General features: G+C 63.6%; 16 protein-coding genes and 1 tRNA gene. 8 read left to right on the forward strand and 9 right to left on the reverse strand.

Annotated features, from left to right (window positions below):
* Nucleotides 1-167 precede the first annotated feature (167 nt).
* Nucleotides 168-500: an arsenate reductase family protein gene (locus CLV78_RS05950; RefSeq protein WP_106203882.1), complete on the reverse strand. Its 333-nt coding sequence runs from the start codon at nt 498-500 to the stop codon at nt 168-170.
* A 144-nt stretch (nt 501-644) separates the two neighbouring features.
* On the opposite strand from CLV78_RS05950, the gene pepN reads away from it, so the two are divergent.
* The 3 genes from pepN (at nt 645) to CLV78_RS05965 (ending at nt 5,467) form a co-directional block, all read left to right on the forward strand.
* Complete coding sequence (gene pepN, locus CLV78_RS05955) at nt 645-3,197, forward strand: aminopeptidase N (protein ID WP_106203883.1); 2,553 nt, start codon at nt 645-647, stop codon at nt 3,195-3,197.
* Between the two features lie 249 nt (nt 3,198-3,446).
* Nucleotides 3,447-4,322, forward strand: coding sequence for a 1-acyl-sn-glycerol-3-phosphate acyltransferase (locus CLV78_RS05960; RefSeq protein WP_106203884.1), 876 nt, complete (start codon nt 3,447-3,449; stop codon nt 4,320-4,322).
* 80 nt (nt 4,323-4,402) lie between these two features.
* A complete protein-coding gene (locus CLV78_RS05965) occupies nt 4,403-5,467 on the forward strand; it encodes a pyridoxal phosphate-dependent aminotransferase (RefSeq protein ID WP_106203885.1) in 1,065 nt (354 codons plus the stop codon).
* Nucleotides 5,468-5,479: 12 nt separating this feature from the next.
* Here CLV78_RS05965 and CLV78_RS05970 read toward each other — a convergent pair whose 3' ends face one another.
* The 4 genes from CLV78_RS05970 to CLV78_RS05985 form a co-directional block, all read right to left on the reverse strand.
* Nucleotides 5,480-6,124, reverse strand: a complete 645-nt coding sequence (locus tag CLV78_RS05970; protein WP_106203886.1) for a LysE family translocator — start codon at nt 6,122-6,124, stop codon at nt 5,480-5,482.
* Nucleotides 6,114-6,581, reverse strand: coding sequence for an Lrp/AsnC family transcriptional regulator (locus tag CLV78_RS05975; RefSeq protein ID WP_158263453.1), 468 nt, complete (start codon nt 6,579-6,581; stop codon nt 6,114-6,116). Before CLV78_RS05975 ends, CLV78_RS05970 begins: the two co-directional genes overlap by 11 nt.
* Before the next feature lie 111 nt (nt 6,582-6,692).
* Nucleotides 6,693-7,373 carry a transglycosylase SLT domain-containing protein gene (locus CLV78_RS05980; RefSeq protein WP_342751802.1) on the reverse strand — a complete coding sequence of 227 codons (681 nt, stop codon included), beginning with the start codon at nt 7,371-7,373 and terminating at the stop codon, nt 6,693-6,695.
* Nucleotides 7,374-7,497: 124 nt separating this feature from the next.
* On the reverse strand, nt 7,498-8,622 hold the full coding sequence (locus CLV78_RS05985; RefSeq protein WP_146136645.1) for a J domain-containing protein: 1,125 nt from the start codon (nt 8,620-8,622) through the stop codon (nt 7,498-7,500).
* A 339-nt stretch (nt 8,623-8,961) separates the two neighbouring features.
* Here CLV78_RS05985 and gatB point away from each other — a divergent pair, with 339 nt between their 5' ends.
* The 3 genes from gatB to CLV78_RS06000 all read left to right on the forward strand — a co-directional run bounded on the left by gatB (nt 8,962) and on the right by CLV78_RS06000 (nt 12,094).
* Nucleotides 8,962-10,470, forward strand: coding sequence for an Asp-tRNA(Asn)/Glu-tRNA(Gln) amidotransferase subunit GatB (gatB, locus tag CLV78_RS05990; RefSeq protein WP_106203889.1), 1,509 nt, complete (start codon nt 8,962-8,964; stop codon nt 10,468-10,470).
* Nucleotides 10,471-10,780: 310 nt separating this feature from the next.
* Complete coding sequence (locus CLV78_RS05995; RefSeq protein WP_106203890.1) at nt 10,781-11,293, forward strand: DUF4177 domain-containing protein; 513 nt, start codon at nt 10,781-10,783, stop codon at nt 11,291-11,293.
* 66 nt (nt 11,294-11,359) lie between these two features.
* Complete coding sequence (locus CLV78_RS06000; protein WP_106203891.1) at nt 11,360-12,094, forward strand: sulfotransferase family protein; 735 nt, start codon at nt 11,360-11,362, stop codon at nt 12,092-12,094.
* A gap of 160 nt (nt 12,095-12,254) precedes the next feature.
* Here the strand turns inward: CLV78_RS06000 and CLV78_RS06005 are convergent, their stop codons facing one another.
* The 4 genes from CLV78_RS06005 to CLV78_RS06020 are packed head-to-tail and all read right to left on the reverse strand — an operon-like array spanning nt 12,255 to nt 16,170.
* Entirely contained in the window at nt 12,255-13,181 is a 927-nt protein-coding gene (locus tag CLV78_RS06005; RefSeq protein WP_425427920.1) for a metal ABC transporter permease, read from the reverse strand.
* Nucleotides 13,181-14,386, reverse strand: coding sequence for a metal ABC transporter permease (locus CLV78_RS06010; RefSeq protein ID WP_106203893.1), 1,206 nt, complete (start codon nt 14,384-14,386; stop codon nt 13,181-13,183). Before CLV78_RS06010 ends, CLV78_RS06005 begins: the two co-directional genes overlap by 1 nt.
* A gap of 4 nt (nt 14,387-14,390) precedes the next feature.
* Nucleotides 14,391-15,200: a metal ABC transporter ATP-binding protein gene (locus CLV78_RS06015; RefSeq protein ID WP_106203894.1), complete on the reverse strand. Its 810-nt coding sequence runs from the start codon at nt 15,198-15,200 to the stop codon at nt 14,391-14,393.
* 7 nt (nt 15,201-15,207) lie between these two features.
* Nucleotides 15,208-16,170 (reverse strand): metal ABC transporter solute-binding protein, Zn/Mn family, encoded by a 963-nt coding sequence (locus CLV78_RS06020; RefSeq protein WP_106203895.1) that lies wholly within the window; start codon nt 16,168-16,170, stop codon nt 15,208-15,210.
* Nucleotides 16,171-16,644: 474 nt separating this feature from the next.
* Between CLV78_RS06020 and CLV78_RS06025 the strand changes: the two genes are divergently transcribed.
* Together CLV78_RS06025 and CLV78_RS06030 are read left to right on the forward strand one after the other, a co-directional pair.
* Nucleotides 16,645-16,728, forward strand: a tRNA-Tyr gene (locus CLV78_RS06025).
* 114 nt (nt 16,729-16,842) lie between these two features.
* Complete coding sequence (locus CLV78_RS06030; protein ID WP_106203896.1) at nt 16,843-18,486, forward strand: tyrosine-type recombinase/integrase; 1,644 nt, start codon at nt 16,843-16,845, stop codon at nt 18,484-18,486.
* Nucleotides 18,487-18,867 lie beyond the last annotated feature (381 nt).

An 18,867-nucleotide genomic window follows, 5' to 3' on the forward strand; every position in this document is an offset into this window, starting at 1 on the left:
TTCCAGCCGGCAGTTCAAGCCCTCAATGGCCATCGCCGCTTCGCCGGACTTCGGGACAAGGTCACTTCACTTCGCATGACCCCGCGATCCCGCTGAGTACCCATCGCCTGCCCTTCAGTGTCGCACCGAACCCGACCCTTGTGATCAAAGGGCGTGCGCCCCTGCGCTCACGCCTCGCACCCCCAGGTCGCCTTCGCAGCCGCATCCCAACCGAGCGTCCGTTTGCCCTTCGCTTCGATAACCGGCCGCTTCATCAACGTCGGATGGGCCCGCAAAAGCGCCGCAGGATCGCCCGCGCGGTCACTGTCCGACAGGCCCTTCCAAGTCGTGGATCGCCTGTTCAGCAAGGTATCTCCGAACTGCTCCAGCAAGGACACCCAGTCCGCCTCGTGCAGCGGTTCCTTGCGAATATCCCGAAAGGTGACGTCATGGCCGGCGGCTTCAAGCGCCTTGCGTGCCTTGCGGCAAGTGTCACATGTGGGAATGCCATAGAGGATCATCAGGAGCTCCGGAGTCGGGGGAAGAGGACGGGTTGCTGGACGCTATCGCGCGAGGCCTGTGGCGACAAGCCAGGCGTCCATTGCCGATTGCAGCCTGAACGCGGCCCCCATAAGTTGCGCGCACCTGAAGGGAGGCCATTTGCGATGCCCGATTCCGATCCCCGGACCATTTATCTCGCCGATTACACGCCGTTCACGCATGTCGTGGAACAGGTTGAGCTGACCTTCCGACTTGCCCCCGCGACCACGAGAGTTCTTTCGAAGATCACCTTCGCTCCGAATCCGGAGAGCGACGGCGGCACGTTTTTTCTGCATGGTGAAGCATTGAAGCTCATCAGTGCCAGAATTGACGGTGCAGCCGTCGAGGTCCGCCCCGTCGAGGGAGGGCTTACCTGTGATGTGCCTAGCGGTCGCTTTGTCTGGGAGGCGGAGGTCGAGATTTCCCCGGAGAGCAACACCGCGCTCGAAGGGCTCTACATGTCGAATGGCATGTACTGCACGCAATGCGAGGCCGAGGGCTTTCGCAAGATCACCTACTACCCAGACCGCCCCGACGTGATGGCCCCGTTCAAGGTTCGTATCGAAGGCGACTTGCCGGTGCTGCTGTCCAATGGCAATCCCGTGGCGCAGGGCGAAGGCTGGGCCGAATGGGTGGATCCCTGGCCCAAGCCCGCCTACCTCTTCGCGCTGGTGGCGGGCGAGCTGGTCAACCATCTCGACAGCTTCACCACAGCCTCCGGAAAGCAGGTGGAGCTGAACATCTGGGTGCGCCCCGGTGACAAGGACAAATGCGCCTTCGGAATGGACGCGCTGAAGCGCTCGATGGCGTGGGACGAGCAGGTCTACGGGCGCGAGTATGACCTCGACATCTTCAACATCGTCGCCGTGGACGATTTCAACATGGGCGCGATGGAGAACAAGGGATTGAACATCTTCAACTCCTCTGCGGTGCTCGCCAGCCCCGAAACCGCGACCGATGCCAATTTCGAGCGCATCGAGGGCATCATCGCGCATGAGTATTTCCACAACTGGACCGGCAATCGCATCACCTGCCGGGACTGGTTCCAGCTCTGCCTGAAGGAAGGGCTGACAGTTTTCCGCGACCAGCAATTCACCGGCGACATGCGCTCGCACCCGGTCAAGCGGATCTCGGATGTGCTCGAATTGCGCGCGCGGCAGTTCCGCGAGGACAACGGCCCTCTCGCGCACCCGGTCCGGCCGGAAAGTTTCGTGGAGATCAACAATTTCTACACCGCCACGGTCTACGAGAAAGGCGCCGAAGTCATCGGCATGCTCAAGACGCTTGTGGGCGACACGGGATACAAGGCGGCGCTGGATCTGTATTTCGAGCGACACGATGGCGATGCGGCGACGATCGAGGACTGGCTGAAGGTTTTCGAGGATGCCACCGGGCGCGACTTGTCGCAATTCAAGCGCTGGTATAGCCAGGCAGGCACACCGCGTGTCGGCGTGGAGGAGGCCCTCAGCGATGGCACCTACACATTGACGTTGACCCAAGCCACACCGGCGACACCGGGCCAGGAGGTGGCGGAGCCGCTGGTCATCCCGGTTGCCGTCGGATTGCTGTCGCCAAATGGGGACGAGGTGGTCCCGACGCAGGTGCTGGAGCTGACGGAGACACGGCAGGAGTTCACATTCGAGGGGCTCGGTGCAAAGCCGGTCCTGTCGATCCTGCGCAACTTCTCCGCCCCCGTGATCCTCGAGCGCGACAGCCCCAACGCGGAGCGCGCCTTCCTGCTGGCCCATGACACGGACCCGTTCAATCGCTGGGAGGCCGGCCGGGCACTGGCCAAGGATGTCCTGGTGCGGATGATCACTGAAGACGCCGCGCCTGCCCCGGACTATCTCTCTGCGCTGAACACCGTCGCGCGAGACGAAACCCTCGATCCTGCTTTCCGCGCCCTCGCGCTCGGACTGCCGAGCCAGGACGACCTTGCGCAGACGCTGTTCGAGGCCCGACGCACGCCCGATCCGCTCGCGATCCGCAGGTCCGTTCGCGCGCTGTCCCGGGCCATCGCCGAGCATTCCGGCGAAACCCTCTCGGATCTCTATGACGACATGATCGTACCGGGCCCCTATTCGCCGGATGCCGAGGCCGCGGGACAACGTGCCCTGCGCGGCGCCGCACTCGGCTACCTGACGCTTGTCGACGACGGCACCCGGGCGCGGGCACAGTTTGAAACGGCCGACAACATGACCGAGCAACTCGGCGCGCTTGCCGCGCTGCTGAATATCGATGCCGCCGAAAGCGAACTTGCGCGGTTCCGCGCGCAGTGGCAGGGCGACCGGCTGGTCATGGACAAGTGGTTCGGGCTCCAGGCTTCCATGGCGCCACCCGATCAGGCCGCCGAGCGGGCGCAGTGCCTGACCGAGGACAGCGATTTCGACTGGAAGAATCCCAACCGGTTCCGGGCCGTGATCGGCGGTCTGGCCATGAATGCGGCGGGCTTCCACGCGCCCACCGGCGCCAACTACCGGCTGGTCGGAGACTGGCTGATCCGGCTCGACCCCGTGAACCCGCAGACCACGGCCCGGATGACGACGGCTTTCCAGACCTGGCGGCGCTACGATGCAGATCGGCAGGGCATGATCCGGGAGGTGCTGGAGAAGATCGCCGCCACCGAGGGGCTGAGCCGCGATACCACAGAAATGGTTGGACGAATCCTTGCCGGGTGAGGCAGCGCGACCGGACGGGATCGCCGGGACCTGCGCCCGGCGCGCAATTCGGGTTCCAGGGCCAGAAAAGTGAGCGTCCGATTGCCGTTGTCCGCTCTGGGGGCTGTAAATGCTTCACAAAGACGTTAAGTTAGGGCTGTAGAGCGGGCGGACCGCACAAGCGGAACGCCGACAAGGCCGGGGTCGTCTCGATTGGAACAGACATTGGGTATTGCCCCCAGATGCCCCGAAACGGGGAGGTTTTGAGAGATGCGTGAGCGAATCGATCCCCTGATCGAGGAACGTGCCGCGTGGCTGTTCCAGGACAACCTTGTCGCCCGGAGTGCCCACAGTCTTCTCAACCATATGCTCGGCTACGAGCGTACGGTGGAACTCGGCCGTCAGCTGCAGGACGAACCCACCGACGTGATCATGGCCCATATGGCCAGGATGATCGCCAAGGATGTGGATATTTCCGGGCTGGAGAATGTCCCTTCGAATGGCCCCGCCCTGGTGGTTTGCAATCACCCGACCGGCATCGCCGACGGCATCATCATGTGGCACGCAATCACCCAGTCCCGCGCCGACCCGTTCTTCTATGCCAACTCCGACATCCTGCGGGTGCTGCCGCAGATGACCTCCATGATTGCCCCTGTCGAGTGGCGGCTTGAAAAGCGCAGCCATGCCAAGACGCGGGAGACGATGGCCTACACCCGCAAGGCCATCGAGGCGGGGCGTGTCGGTGTGATCTTTCCTTCTGGCCGGCTGGCAAAGCGGCGCTGGCTGAGGCTGCACGAACGGGACTGGATGGCCTCCGCCGCGATGATCGCGCGCAAGTTCGATCTCGATGTGATCCCGGTGAACGTCCGCGCCCGCAACTCGGCGCTGTTCTACCTGTTCGACATGATCCATCCGAGCCTGCGCGACATCACGTTGTTCCACGAGACGCTGAACAAGGACAGACAGCCCTACCGCCTGAACTTCGGCCGCCCGATCCCCGCGAAGTCGCTGTCATCGAATTCGAACGAGGCGATCGAGGAGTTGAAAGCGGCGACGCTGAAGCTCGGTGGCCGTCATGCGCCGACGGTCTCGCTGGCGGAGATGACCCGCCGCCCGCGGTGGGTCCGCTCGACAATGTCGGCCTGATCACAAGCCCATAGAGATGACAGGGTGACGTGGCCATGGGCAACGCGCCCGGTCCATTCCCCGCGAGAGAAAGCAGTGCCATGAGCCGGTTCTGGAGCCCGTTTGTCGAGACGCTTGCCCCCTATACGCCCGGCGAGCAGCCGCGCGGCAGGCGCTTCATCAAGTTGAACACGAACGAGAACCCCTACGGTCCCTCGCCCGCCGCGTTGGAAGCGATGCGCGCAGAGATCGGCGATACGATGCGTCTCTACCCCGATCCGATGGCAACCGACCTTCGCGCGGCGATTGCCGATGCCCATGATCTGGACCCCGGGCAGGTCTTTGTCGGAAATGGCTCCGACGAGGTCCTGGGGCACGCATTCAACGCCTTCTTTCGCGACAAGGGGCCGGTTCGCTTCCCCGATGTGACATACAGCTTTTATCCGACCTGGTGCGGCCTGCATGGCATTCCTTTTGCAACCGTCGCACTGGACGAGGCGTTCCGCTGGCGCGCCGATGCCTTCGATGGGCCGTGCGGCGGGATCGTGTTGGCCAATCCGAACGCGCCGACCGGGATTGCGGCCCCGCTGTCAGCGGTCGAGGCCGTGTTGTCGGCCCATCCCGACACCGTGGTGATCGTGGACGAGGCATATGTGGACTTCGGAGGCGAAAGCGCCGTGGGGTTGGTGCCGCGATATGACAACCTGCTGGTGGTGCAGACCTTCTCCAAGTCGCGCAGCCTGGCCGGGCTTCGTGTCGGCTTCGCGCTTGGGCAACCCGAGTTGATAGAGGCGCTTGTCCGCGTCAAGGACAGCTTCAACTCCTACCCGCTGGGCCGTGCCGCGCTCGCGGGGGCTCAGGCGGCCTTCGAGGACCGGGCGTGGTTCGAGGAAACCTGCGGCCGGGTCATCGTGGATCGGGACCAGATCGCAGAGACCCTACAGGGGCTTGGCTTCACGGTCCTGCCCTCCTGCGCCAATTTCATCTTCGCTTCCCATGCAACTGTTCCGGCAGAGGAAATCCTTTCCGGCCTTCGGGAGCGGGGGATCCTCGTGCGGCATTTTCCGCAGGAACGGACCCGCAACTGGTTGCGGGTTTCCATCGGGACGGCGACAGAATGCGATGCGCTGGCAGAGGCGCTTTCGTCGGTGGTGGCAACAGGCTGAGACGATGCCGGCTCAGAGGGCGGAGAGAACACTGGTTCCCCCCCAAAGCAGCAACACGATCCCGGACCCGAGGTCCAGCCAGCGCGTCGCGCCGGGGGTCAGCCGGGTCCGGGCCACAAGGGCCATCTGCACCAGCAACAGCCACCAGAGGGCTGATCCAGCGAAGACGCCGCCGACCAGCCAGTACGGGGCCGCCGGCTGTGAAGCGGCGGCCGAGCCGAGGGCAGCCACCATGCCGACAAAGGCAAGGATCGTCATCGGGTTCGAAAGCGTCAGCGCGAAGGTGGTCGCCCAGGCGGACAGGACACCGCGTGCCGGGTGGTCATGTCCCACCGGCAAGCCCGCGGTCAGTCCAGCGACCGGCGCCCGCAGGAAGCCCCGCACCGACATCAGGCCCAGCCAGGCGATCAACATCCCCCCACCTATTGCAAGCGGCCGGGCATGGGAGACCAGCACCCCGGTGGCCGCGAAGCCTGCCGCCACCATCAGCCCATAGACCGCATCGGCCGTCGCCGCCCCCGGGCCGGTGGCCACACCGGCCGCTCGCCCGTCTACAAGTGTGCGCCGGATACACAGCAGGCCGATCGGACCCACCGGCGCGGCGATGGCAAATCCGATCCCGACCGCGCGCAGGAATATGTCGAGGCTAGCGACCACTGTCCGACTTTCCTGAGATGGGAACTGTCAGCGTCTCCTTCAGTGTCGAGAGCGCTATCACGCTTTCTGTCCGCTGGACCGCCCGAAGGGGTTTGACCACATCGTTCAGAAAGGATTGCAGCGCACGTGTGTCCGGCAGCCGCAGCTTCATCAGGTAGGAATGCGCGCCCACCACATGATGCAGTTCGAGCACCTCAGGCCGGGCCACCAGGACCTCGCAGGCCTCCGCCTCTCCCTCGAAGGCCATGTCCAACCAGACATGTGCGCAGAGCGCCGCGCCGGCGGCCTGACGGTCCAGCACCGCGTGCCAACCCTGCACGACGCCCTGCGCGGCAAGGCGGCGGATGCGCTCATTGGCGGAAGAGACAGACAGGCCAACAGCCTCCGCAACCTCGGTGCTGGAGGTGCGGGCGTTGGCTTGGAGAAGCGCGCAAATTTTCCGGTCAGTGGCATCCATGTCCGAAAATTTGCGGGCATCCCCGTAGAGAGTCAACATATACTACGGCCATATCATGCAAGGGCGGCACATATTCCGGGAAAACACCCAGACTCCCGGAAGCGTTCCGCCCTAGCCGTTCATGCCTTTGAACAGTGTCGCCGGGCCCTTTACCTCCGGCTTCGGCTGGCAGAAGGGCTGCGCGTTCGTCCAGGCGATCATGTCATTGCGCTTCTTGGAGGAATGGAACGGCCCCCAATCCGCCGCGACGCCCCGCATCCCGCGCGAGACAACGCCATCGCGCGGCACGGTGCGGGACATGATGCGGATGGCACAGGAGACGTTCTGGGAGCCATTCTTCAGGGCCGTTCCGCTGCGCGCCTCGCAGCCATAGAGCCGCGCGGTCGAAGGCGCGATCTGCACCAGCCCGAACCAACGCCCCCCACCGCCCACGGCAGCCGGGTTCCATGTGCTCTCGTGCTTGGCCAAGGTCGAGATCAGCCCGATCCAGAACGCCTCGCGGTCCTCAAGGCTGGCGGTTGCATAACCCGGACACCAGGTCTCGATGTCATGCGGCACCAGCGAGGGCAGGACGGATCCGTGCGAGCGCAGAGCCTCCAGAGCCGTGTCGGTCCAGTTGTCGGATTCGGGGCGGTGGTCCCACCGCATGTTGTGATTCTTCGAGGATGCCGTCGCGGTCTTGGTGGCATCGCTTGCGTCATTCATCGCCTCGGTGGTCGAACAGGCACTGATCGACAGGCCGAGGCCGAAAACGAGGGCGACCTTGAGGACGCGGAGGGAAAACTGGGTCATCAGAACATCTCGTGGCAGCACCGGCAGGCTCCGGCGCGGCAAGTTCTAGCCGATCCGGGACGAACGGCAAAGGTGACACGGGCTCCCATCGGCATCTTCCTGCCCCCGGCGCGGGGAAACCGGCCTATCGGAACACGCCGCGATAGCGCACACCCGCGGTCGCGCACAGCTCTGGGGCCGCCGGTTCACCCTGCATGTCGAACTGCAAACGCAGCGGGCGCGCTGTCGATGCCTCAAGCCGGAAGCCGTAGCGACGCCAGTCAGTTGCGGATATTTCAAGCGTTTCGACCCCGTGTGGAACGTCCCTTAAAAGCGCCTGAACCGAGCCAGTCGGGCGGATCGCTCCCGCCTCGATCCCGCAGACGGGAAGCACGAGGATATTCGGACCGGGTTCCAACGGGCCGGGACAGCCCATGCAGAGCGCCCCGCCCTCGACCCAGATCTCCCGTGGCAGGTGAAGGGCCGGGCAGTGGCCGGGCAGCCGCAACCCCAAGGCCACCGCCATGCGCCGGCGGGCCGGATCTCTCGGCAGGCCCTGCGCATGCTCCAGCCAATCGTCCAGCGCGGTCAGCGCGATGTCCTGCATCGCCGCGCGCAGGAGTTCGTCCGGGACCATCCTGTCCGGGATTTCGGGCGCTCCGGAAGCGTCACTTGAGGGCTGGTCGGTACGGGTGTTTTGCCCGGGGCGGGCAGAAGGGCGTGCGCCGCTGTCCTCCGGTTGACCCGACCAGCCCCCCGAGAAAGGGCCGGACGTGTCCGCCCCCCCGTCCGCCCGCGGCATTTCAGGGCGCTGCGCCGCACCGCCCGAGTGGGCCCAGCTCGCCTCTGCCGCACGGCGCGCGGCATCCGAACGATGGCGTTCCATTGTCGGGTCGGACTCGGGTTGCGGGTCATCCTGGGCAAAGGGCCGGCTTGGCGCCCGCGCTGACGGATAGCCCCGAGCGTTGTCGGCGGATTGCACCCGCTCCTGCGCTTCGGCCCATTCCATCGCCTCGTCCCAGGCGCGGCGGTCTTCACCGGCGCGATCCCGCCCCGCAGTGCCTATGCCGCCTGGGTCCCTGTCAGCACGGCGCAGCGCATCGTAGGTCGCGTTGATCCGCGCCATGGCCTCTCGCGAGGCGCGCTCGCTTCCCGCGTCTGGATGATACCGCCGTGCAAGACGGCGATAGATCTTGCGCAACTCCTCCGGTGGCAGCCCCGGCCGGAGCGCCCCGATATCGGCCACAAGTCCCTCTGCACGGCCGCTCATGGCGCCCGCCATCGGCGCAGCACAAACGCCGGTCGTCCGAGGAGATACGGCATCCCCAGCCCCCTTTGACCATCGGGCCCGCACCGGCCCGCACCTTTTCCCATTGTTCAGGCTCGGGCCGGATCGAGGCAGAAATCTGGCGACGGGCGGATGGCGGGCGGGCGAGACCGGCAGATTTGGCGCAAATTCGGAAGGTTCGACGCCGGCGGAGCGGGTATTGGCTGGCAATCACCGCCGCACGGAGCGAAAACGCCCTCCCCGGCCGCCATGCCCTTGCCCCTGCGCGGCGCCTCCCCTAATACCACGTGGACTTCGGCCACCCGCTCCAAGGACGCTGCAATGCTCGACCTCACCTATGAAGCCCCCAAGCCCAAGGTCATCGCCGGGGCCAAGGAAGACTGGGAACTCGTGATCGGGATGGAGGTGCACGCGCAGGTGTCCTCCAATGCCAAGCTGTTCTCCGGCGCCTCGACAACGTTCGGTGCCGAGCCCAATTCCAACGTGGCCTTCATCGACGCCGGCATGCCCGGCATGTTGCCGGTGATCAACGAGTTCTGCGTGGAGCAGGCCGTGCGCACAGGCCTCGGCCTGAAGGCCGAGATCAACCTGTTTTCCGCATTCGACCGGAAGAACTACTTCTACCCGGACTTGCCGCAGGGCTACCAGATTTCGCAGCTCTATCATCCCATTGTGGGCGAAGGCGAGGTTCTGGTCGACATGGGACCGGGCGTGGCCCGCGAGGTTCGCATCGAGCGCATCCACCTGGAGCAGGACGCGGGCAAATCGATCCACGACATGGATCCGCACATGTCCTTCGTGGACCTCAACCGGACCGGCGTCGCGCTGATGGAGATCGTCTCCCGTCCCGACATTCGTGGCCCGGAAGAAGCGGCGGCCTATGTCGTAAAGCTGCGGCAGATCCTGCGGTATCTCGGCACCTGCGATGGCAACATGCAGAACGGCAACCTGCGGGCGGACGTGAATGTCTCTGTCTGCCGCCCGGGCGACTACGAAAAGTACCGCGAAACCAATGACTTTTCGCACCTTGGTACGCGTTGCGAGATCAAGAACATGAACTCGATGCGCTTCATTCAGCAGGCAATCGAGTACGAGGCCCGCAGACAGATCGCGATCCGCGAGGATGGTGGCGAGGTGGTGCAGGAGACCCGCCTGTTCGATACCGCGAAGGGCGAAACACGGTCGATGCGCTCCAAGGAAGAGGCGCATGACTACCGCTACTTCCCTTGCCCCGACCTGCTGCCGCTGGAGATCGAACAGGGATGGGTTGACAAGATCGGCAGCACTCTCCCCGAGCTTCCGGACGAGAAAAAGTCCCGTTTTGTGAGCGACTTCGGGCTGACGGAATATGACGCATCCGTTCTGACCGCCGATGTGGAATCGGCGGACTACTTCGAGGAAGTCGCCGCAAACCGGGACGGCAAGCTCGCGGCGAACTGGGTGATCAACGAGCTGTTCGGCCGGCTGAAGAAAGAAGATCACGACATCACTGAAAGCCCGGTGTCCGCGGCTCAGCTTGGCGGGATCATCGACCTGATTTCCAAGGGCGACATCTCCGGCAAGATTGCCAAGGAACTGTTCGAGATCGTCTATACCGAAGGTGGCGATCCTGCTGAAATCGTTGACAAACGCGGTATGAAGCAGGTTACAGACACCAGTGCGATCGAAAAGGTCGTCGACGAGATCATCGAGGCAAACCCCGCCCAGGTGGAGAAGGCCAAGGTGAACCCAAAGCTTGCCGGGTGGTTTGTCGGCCAAGTGATGAAGGCCACTGGTGGCAAGGCCAATCCGAAAGCGGTGAACGAGATCGTCGCGAAGAAGCTCGCCTAAGGCGCCGGCCCGAAGCGAGCGGACTGACGCTCGAAACCCGCCGGCGGGCGGCAACGTTGCGCCGGGTTTGCAGTGTGCATGCTCCGGCGCGTCCTGATCGTTTGGAGCGAACCCCGACAGACCCAGACAGCGGTGCAACGTCCCACGTCCCGGTATCGACGAGGTGCGCAAACGGCCGTTTCTTGCCGGTGGGCCGCCGGAACCGGCGCTGGTCGGCCAGAGGTCTCCGGTCCAGACGCACAGCAGTTTGGACCTTCCCGGGCGAATCGGTTAAGAGACGGGCTTTCACGCGGTATCGACGGAGCCCGAAATGCCCATCTTCGAATACAAGGTCATCCCGGCCCCGGCCAAAGGCCAGAAGGGCAAGGGCGTAAAGGGCGCCGCCGGACGCTTCGCCAACGCGCTCGAGGCGCGGATGAACGAGCTTGGTGCGCAAGGCTGGGAATATGTCCGCGCAGACACGTTGCCGGCGGAAGAACGTAGCGGCCTGACTGGGTCGCAAACGGTCTACATGAACATGCTGGTGTTCCGTCGCGCCAAGGGGGAAGCGGTGGCCAGCCCTGCCCCACAGGCCGCCGCAACCACTGCGCCGGCCCCGGCACAGGTCGCTACCGCACCGGAGCCTGCCGCGCCGGATACCTCCATCGCTCCCCCGACGCCTGTGGCCAAGCACCCGACGGAAACCACCACGGCGGCGGCTGCCGCTGCGGCTGCGGCGCTGACGGCCTATCGTGAAGCGTCTCCAAATGCGCCCAAGGTCGGCCCGGCGACCGGCGACTCCGGTCCCGACGACGAGGACTCCCGCGAAGTGGCCGCGCAATAGCAGCGGTCCCGGATCGCGGTGCTCTGCGGTCTTGCACCCACGCGCCGACCGGGGCACAGGTGGCACATGACGTATTTCGTGATCCTCGGCCTGCCGCGCAGCGGCACCACGTATCTGCAGACGCTTCTGAATTCCGACCCGCGCATCCAGTGCCGGGGGGAGAGTTTCGACCCCTGGCAGATTGACGACGACGGCCAGAAGATCAACGATTTCGACAGACTTGTGGCGCGCGATGCCAACCCTGCGGCGTTTTTCGACGAGCGGTTGAGCCTGCGGAAATGGGGGACCAAAGACGCGCTGGAGGCGGTCGGAATCAAGGTGCTGTTCCAGCACAACCCCCGTCTTTTGTCGGACATTCTGCCGTCACGTCCGGATCTGAAGCTGATCTTTGTGCACCGGGCAAACAAGCTGGCGCAGTTCGCATCCATGCGACACACCGAGATCACCGGCGAGTGGACCCGTACCGGCGCGGGACAGCCAGCGCCGAAGCTGAAGGCACATGTGCATTGGCTCACGTCGCAGTGCAACGAACTGGCCAACAAGGATTTCCTCCTGGGGCACTGGCTCCAGACATTACCCAACCAGCTGTTGACGGTGGAATACAGGGATATGTTCGCGCCGGGGTTCGACCGCCGAGTGCTGGAACATCTCGGCTTGCCACCCGGTGCCGGGCTTTCCAGCCCGCTGCGCAAGCAGGGCAACAACACGGTCGTTGAGCGGTATGAGAATGCCGACGAGATCGCGGATTACCTGACACGGGTCGGCAAGGCCAATTGGCTGGGGCCGGAGCTTCAGGCTTAGGAGATCCTTCCTCGGCACGCGCCCCCTGCCATGACGGGGATCACCGTGATCTGCGGTTGGACGCGGCAACGGATCACCGTGCCATCTGCACTGGTCGGCAATCAGCCGCAGAACCCGCAAACGGCGAAGCCTTTACCTGCCCGGCCCCGCGAACATGACCTCACCCCTCCGCGCTTGCGCCGGTGCGTTCACGACAGGGGCCAAAGGCGACGGCCAGCGCGAGGATGAGGCCGGAGACCGTGGCGATCATGCCAGCGGCGGAAACCGCGTCGGTGCCCCCCAGCCACAGCGGTCCGTACCCCGCCAGGACATATCCCAGAATGGCGGAGATCACCGCAAACACGACTGACCACGCGACCTGATGTTCAAGCCGGTTGGTCATCAGGCGCGCGGCAGCAGGCGGGCAGATGAACATCGCGATGACGATGATAGACCCGACGGCATCGAAGGCAGCGACTGCTGCGATGGCGGAGACGATCACCAGCGCCATACCGAGCGCGCCGGTGCGCATCCCGATCACGCGCGCGAAGCCCTCATCGAAGGTGGAGATCTTCAGCGGGCGCCAGAACACCCAGAGGAAGCCGATCACACCCAACATGGTCAGGAATATCCGCAGTAGCTCGGGCGGCAGACCGGCAAGTGCAACGGGATCAACAAGGCTCTCCCAGCCGGTCGCATCGAGCCAGATCAGGGATTCGAGGTTCCCCATAAGCGCATGTTCGACGTCGAGATGCACGGTTGAGGTGTCCGACCGTTCAAGCAGCAGCACGCCACCCGCGAACATCGAAGTGAAGACGACGCCCATGGCCGCGCCGGTCTCGATCCGACCAAGGCGGCGGATCGCCTCGATCAGGATCACGGCGAGGATAGAGGCGGCGGCCGCCCCGATCATCATGGGCCAGGTCCCGACAGTGCCGGTGACAAGGAAGGCCACGACGATGCCGGGCAGAACGACATGGCTGATGGCATCCCCGATCAAAGCCTGTTTGCGCAGCACGAGGAAGTTCCCCGGCAGCGCACAGGCGATCGCGGTGAAGATGCCGATCAGGATCGGAGTGAGGCTGAGGATGACAAACTCGGCTCCCATTATGCAGTCACCCCCTTCGGACCGCCGATCGTTGCGTCGATCTCGCTGATCTGGTCGCTGGTCAGGACGGTCTCGATGTCCCGCAGCCCGTCATAGAGACTTGCCGCACCTTCGTATTCCGGCAACCGATGCACGACCTGCCAGCGACGCTCGTCCCGCAGGGCTTTCGCCGCGCGTGCCTTGCCGGCCTCGGTCGGCACGCCATCAGGACGCGCGAGCCCCTCGCGAGCGAGAAGACGCCGGGTGAGCGGTTCGTAGACCGGCTGCTGCTGGGCAAGCGCAAGCAACCCCTGCCGCAGGTGGACCCGCTTCTGGAAGCGGCGATGGCGTAGGAAGGCCGCCAGCACCCCGCGTTCGGGGGCGAGGAAGAGCGAGAGGACGAAAAGCGCAAAGCAGGTCAGCACGATGATCGGACCGGTGGGCAGCGCGGGCGCGGAGGCAGAGATCGCGGCGCCGACATAGCCGGACACTCCGCCGATGGCACCGGCGATCAGCACGACGTTGGCGCTCTTTTCGGTCCAGAAACGGGCGGTGACGGGCGGAATGATCAGCAATGCCACGATCAGGATGAGACCAACGATCTTCAGACCGACCACCGTGACCGCCATGACAAGGCCCATGGTCATCATGTCCACCCGGCGCGGATCGATGCCGATGGACGTGGCGTATTGCGGATCGAAAGCCACCAGCGTCATCGGGCGGCGCAGGAGCAGCACCAGCGCCAGCGTGATGGCGCCACCGGCGGCGATAATCAACGCATCCGCATACAACATGCCGGCGGTCGAGCCCAGAAGCAGCCCGTCCAGCCCCGCCTGTCGGCCGGATGACATGGTCTGGATCACGGTCAGAAGCACCACGCCGAAGCCGAAGAACACGGAGAGGACCGCGCCGATGGCGGCATCTTCGGCGAGCCGCGTCTTGTGAGAGATGACCTGCACGCAGACCAGCCCGAGCCACGCGGAGACCGCCGACCCCAGCATCAGGCCGGCCAGGTTGCGCCCGTCGCCGCCCAGCGTGGCCATTAGGATGAAGGCAAGGCAAACACCCGGCAGAGTGGCGTGGCTGATCGCGTCACTGACCAGCGCGCGTTTGCGCAGAAAGAGAAACGTCCCCGTGACCCCGGCGGAGATCCCCAGCAGGGCGGCGCCGATGGCAACCAGCGTGGCGTTGTAGCCGAGCTGGAGCGTCAGGGCATCAACAAGCATGGATCTACCCGGCGGCCAGCGCCAGTTCCTCGATCTGGCCGGTGCCGAGGCGTCCGCCGTAGGCGTCCTGGAGGTTGGCCGACGTGAAAGTGGTTTCCACCGGTCCTTCGGCAACCTTGCGGACATTGATCAGGAAGACGTGGTCGAAATACTCGGTCACGGTCGACAGGTCATGGTGCACCGCAACCACGGTGCGGCCCTGATCCTTGAGGGATTTCAGAACGTCGATAATGGCCTTCTCGGTGGCGGCATCGACACCGGCAAAAGGTTCGTCGAGCAGGTAGAGGTCGGCCTCCTGGGCAAGCGCCCGGGCGAGGAAGACTCGCTGTTGCTGGCCTCCGGAGAGCTGCCCGATCTGCCGTTCGGCAAAATCCGTCATGCCCACCCGGGAAAGGCAGTCGAGGGCGGTCTTCCTGTGGCTGTCCCGGACCCGGCCGAGCAGGCCCAGTTCCCGCGACAGGCCCATCAGGACCACATCGATCACCCGTGCCGGGAAGTCCCAGTCGATGGAGGCACGCTGCGGCACGTAGGCAACGCGTGCGCGCTGGATGTCGAGCGGCTGACCGAAAACGGTGACAGTACCGGACAATGGCGAGACCACGCCGAGGGCAGCCTTCAGCATCGTCGACTTTCCGGCGCCATTCGGGCCGACGATGGCGGTCATCGAGCCTGGCGCGATGGTTGCGTCGATGGAAAAGACCGCCGGTTTCTCGCCGTAGGAGACCGTGAGGCCGCGAATAGCCAGCGGGCTGTCGGCGGCGGGGGCCTGAGCGACGGGATGTCCGTGGTCTGCAGCGAGTTCGAGATGGGTCATGTCTGCCTCACAATCCCGCGGAAAGCTTGCCGGAGACACCCTGCGCGGGCGCCTCCCCGCCGAGCGCACGGGTGATGGTGGTGACGTTGTGGTCGATCATGCCGAGGTAGCTGCCCTCGTAGGTGCCGGGCGTGCCCATGGCATCGGAGAACAGCTCGCCCCCGATGGAGACCGTGTGGCCCTGCGCCGCGGCGCCTTCGATCAGCGCACGGATATTGCGGTCAGAGACGGAGCTCTCGACGAAGACCGCGCCGATCCTGCGTTCGACAAGGGTGTTCACCAACGTGCCGATGCGGTTCAGCCCGGCCTCCGATTCCGTGGAAATACCCTGGATTCCCATGACCTCGAAGCCATAGGCCGCGCCGAAATAGGAGAAGGCGTCATGCGCGGTGACAAGAACGCGGCTCTCTGTCGGGATGGTCGCGGTGGCCGCCGCCGCATAGTCGCCCATCGCCAGAACCTCCGTGCGGAAGCTTTCGGCGTTGGCGGCAAAGGTCTCCGCATGGTCCGGCAATGTTGCCGAAAGGGCATCGCGAATGACGGGGATCACATCGGCCCAGAGCGTCGGTACCATCCAGACGTGGGGATCGAACTTGTCGTCATAGTCGGGATGGCTGAGCAGTTTGTCCCTTGGCAGCCCCTCGGCGACCGCGACGACATTGCCGCGTTTGCCCAGCTTGTGGAAGAAGTCCTCCATCTGGGCTTCGAGGTAGAGTCCGTGCCAGAGCACGAGGTCAGCCTTTGTAATGGCAACGATATCCGTTCGCGTCTGTCGGTATCCGTGCGGGTCGACGCCCGGTCCCATGAGGCCGCGGATCTTCACGAGGTCACCACCGATCCGCGCAGCCGTGTCGGCAATCATCCCGGTGGTCGCAACAACGGATATCTGGCCAGTAGATGCGCGGGCCGGCATCGCAACGAGCGCCATGGCGGCCGCACCGCTCATTGCCATGAAGTCGCGTCGTTGCATGCAATTCCCCTTTTTTCATCCGTAGCCATGGCGGACTCCGCCCAGTGTCGTCCGGTTCTATATGCGAGTCTCTCGCAAGAAGTCAATGCAGTTGCGAGTGATTAGCATCTGCAAAACGCGCATGCCTGCTATCTGCTGACGACAAGGGCAATCCACCAGAACTGCGCCCAGTTTGCAGGCGTCATTCGAATGCGCCCCCCGCATTTTGTGCAAACCAGACAGTGCCCCCTTTGGAAGGCCCACCCCCAGCCCGAGCGTCCCCGCCAGGCGAGACCGCCGCCCATGGCTAAACTGCTATGCAAAATCGCACTTGGATGCCCCAAACCCGCGCGCCGATCCATGGCGGGACTCCCGTGCCCGAAGCTCTGCCTGTCCCCTGTACACGAGAATCTCCGCCCTGCCCCATCGATCTGCGGGAAAACCGGATTTTCCGGTTGACCGCGTTTTCCGGTTTGGCTATTTCCGCCCGGCGTCGGGCGACGTGCTGCAAGGTGCGGCAGCGGACTGTAACTCCGCCGGGGAGACCCATGCCTGGTTCGATTCCAGGGTCGCCCACCATCTTTCCAAGATGTTGGTTTTCCTAAAAAATCCCCAAGGCACGAGCCGCAAAGTGCCTCAGATATCGTACTTTTTTGCCTTGATATCGTACTTTTGCTCTCAGACCATGGGGGCATGACCCAGCAAAAGATCCGATACCTGACCCCCGGAAACGACCGAAACTTCTACTATCAGCGCAAGGTGCCAAAGGCGCTCGTGCCGGTCCTCAAGATGTCCCGTTGGTATATCCCGCTCGGCGATGACTTCGAGACGGCGAAGGATCGGATTACCGATCTGAAGCGGGAACACAACGCGATGATTGCCGCCGCCAAGGCCGACCCCGACTACGCCACCAAGATTCGACGCGAGGCCGAGGGCACCCAACGCGCTAAGCGTGCGAAAAAGGCTGAGCCACTTCAAGAGTTCATGACGCAGGTGGAGAGCGGGATAATCGACTGCTACGCCGCGCGGGCGGAACTTGCCTTTCAACAGGCACTAGCCGAAGAGCGCGGCCCGGAGTGGAAGCACACCACCGGCTTCCTTGCCGATCTAAAATCGCTCCGAGAGCCATGGGTAGAGATGACGACCCACTCCCCACGCGAGACCCCTGTTAGCGAGCAGGAGGCGGAAGCTGCACTGGACAAGCACGACGACTTAATTCCGCGCGATGTTCGTCAACGTTGGCGTTCAATCATGGTGGGCAGCACCGCCAATCATAGACTGACCCGTATCGAACCGATATCGGACTCGGAATACTGCGACCGACTGCAAGAGCACCTTGATACGTTTTTCACTCCCAACAACGCCCCCACCGATGAGGAGGAGCGGATGGAATGGGACCTTTTCAAGATGCGCATTGAGCGCCTTATCGCAGCCAACGCGCAGGACCCGGACCGGCTGTCGGCGGTCTTCGAACGCTTCCTGCGTTTCAACGCCATCAGAACCGAGGACAAATACCGCCGTAGCTTCCGCCAGTTCACTGACGAGGTGGGAGACATACCGATCTCTCACGTCACGACAAAGATGCTCCGTGAGTATCGGGACCAGATGTTCAACCGGGGCGTCAAACTCGCCAGCGTGAAGGCGGCTTTCTCTCCCATCAAGAGCTTGTTTAGGTACGCATGTGACGAAGAGATTGTGGACTTGGACCCAACCTCCGCCGTGACTTTTCCTCGGGAAAAGCGCGGGATCAGCGAGGTCAAGCACCTGCCCTTTTCGCCAGACGAAATGGTGCGCATCCTCGACACTATAGACGACCGTTGGATGCACAATGTCCGATACCTGTCCAAGGATCGTGCCGCTGCCCTACGGCAGGCGGTGCGTGCAATGGCGTTCACTGCATGCCGATCCAAGGAAATCCTTACACTGGAACCCGGCGACGTGACCGATACAGCCATTCACATCCGCGTTTCAAAAACGGAAAGTTCAACACGCTACATTCCCGTACATCCCGAGATTTCCGACTTCCCAGCATTCGTCCGGTCTGGCGGATTGAAGTGCTTGCAGACAGCGGAAAAGGACCCTGTCTCGCCGGTTCGGCACAACTTCATCCGCATTATCCGCAAGATCATGGACCCACCAATACTGGAACCTCGCAAGTCGCTCTACAGCTTCCGTGCGACTTTCCAAGATGCTTTACGCCGCGCTGGTGCACCGGAGGATGTGCGCAAAGCGGTTCTAGGGCACAGCACCCCCGGAGCGATGAGTCACTATGACAGTGGGCCGGAGTTCGACGATCTGACGAAATGGGTTCATGCTGCCGACCCTCGCACTAGTTGACCATGCGTCCGCGTCAGCGGACCATCTCAACTCTGCTCTGAGCTTGCAGTGTAAGTGACCGAGGGACCCGCACGGGTATCCCCCGGTACGATTTCGGCCCCTTCGGCACCCGTTTGTATCTGTTGTAGCAACTGTTTGTTTTCGGTTGCATGGGGTCAAATGTGAGATCTCGCCAAGCCCATGAAATAACTCAAGATTCACGCCCAAAAATTTCAACAGAAGAACAGGAATCATTGCAACTGGAGCTTAACCAGACAAGAAAGCACCTCGTCGCCGGTTGAAAAATTGAAGGAAAGAGTGCATTTAGCCGCCCATCGCAACAGCCGCTCGCCCCGGCACAATGAACCAAGGGCGCTCACAAGGAGACGTCTGATGACGCAT

It is taken from the genome of Aliiruegeria haliotis, from assembly GCF_003003255.1.
Lineage (GTDB): Bacteria > Pseudomonadota > Alphaproteobacteria > Rhodobacterales > Rhodobacteraceae > Tropicimonas > Tropicimonas haliotis.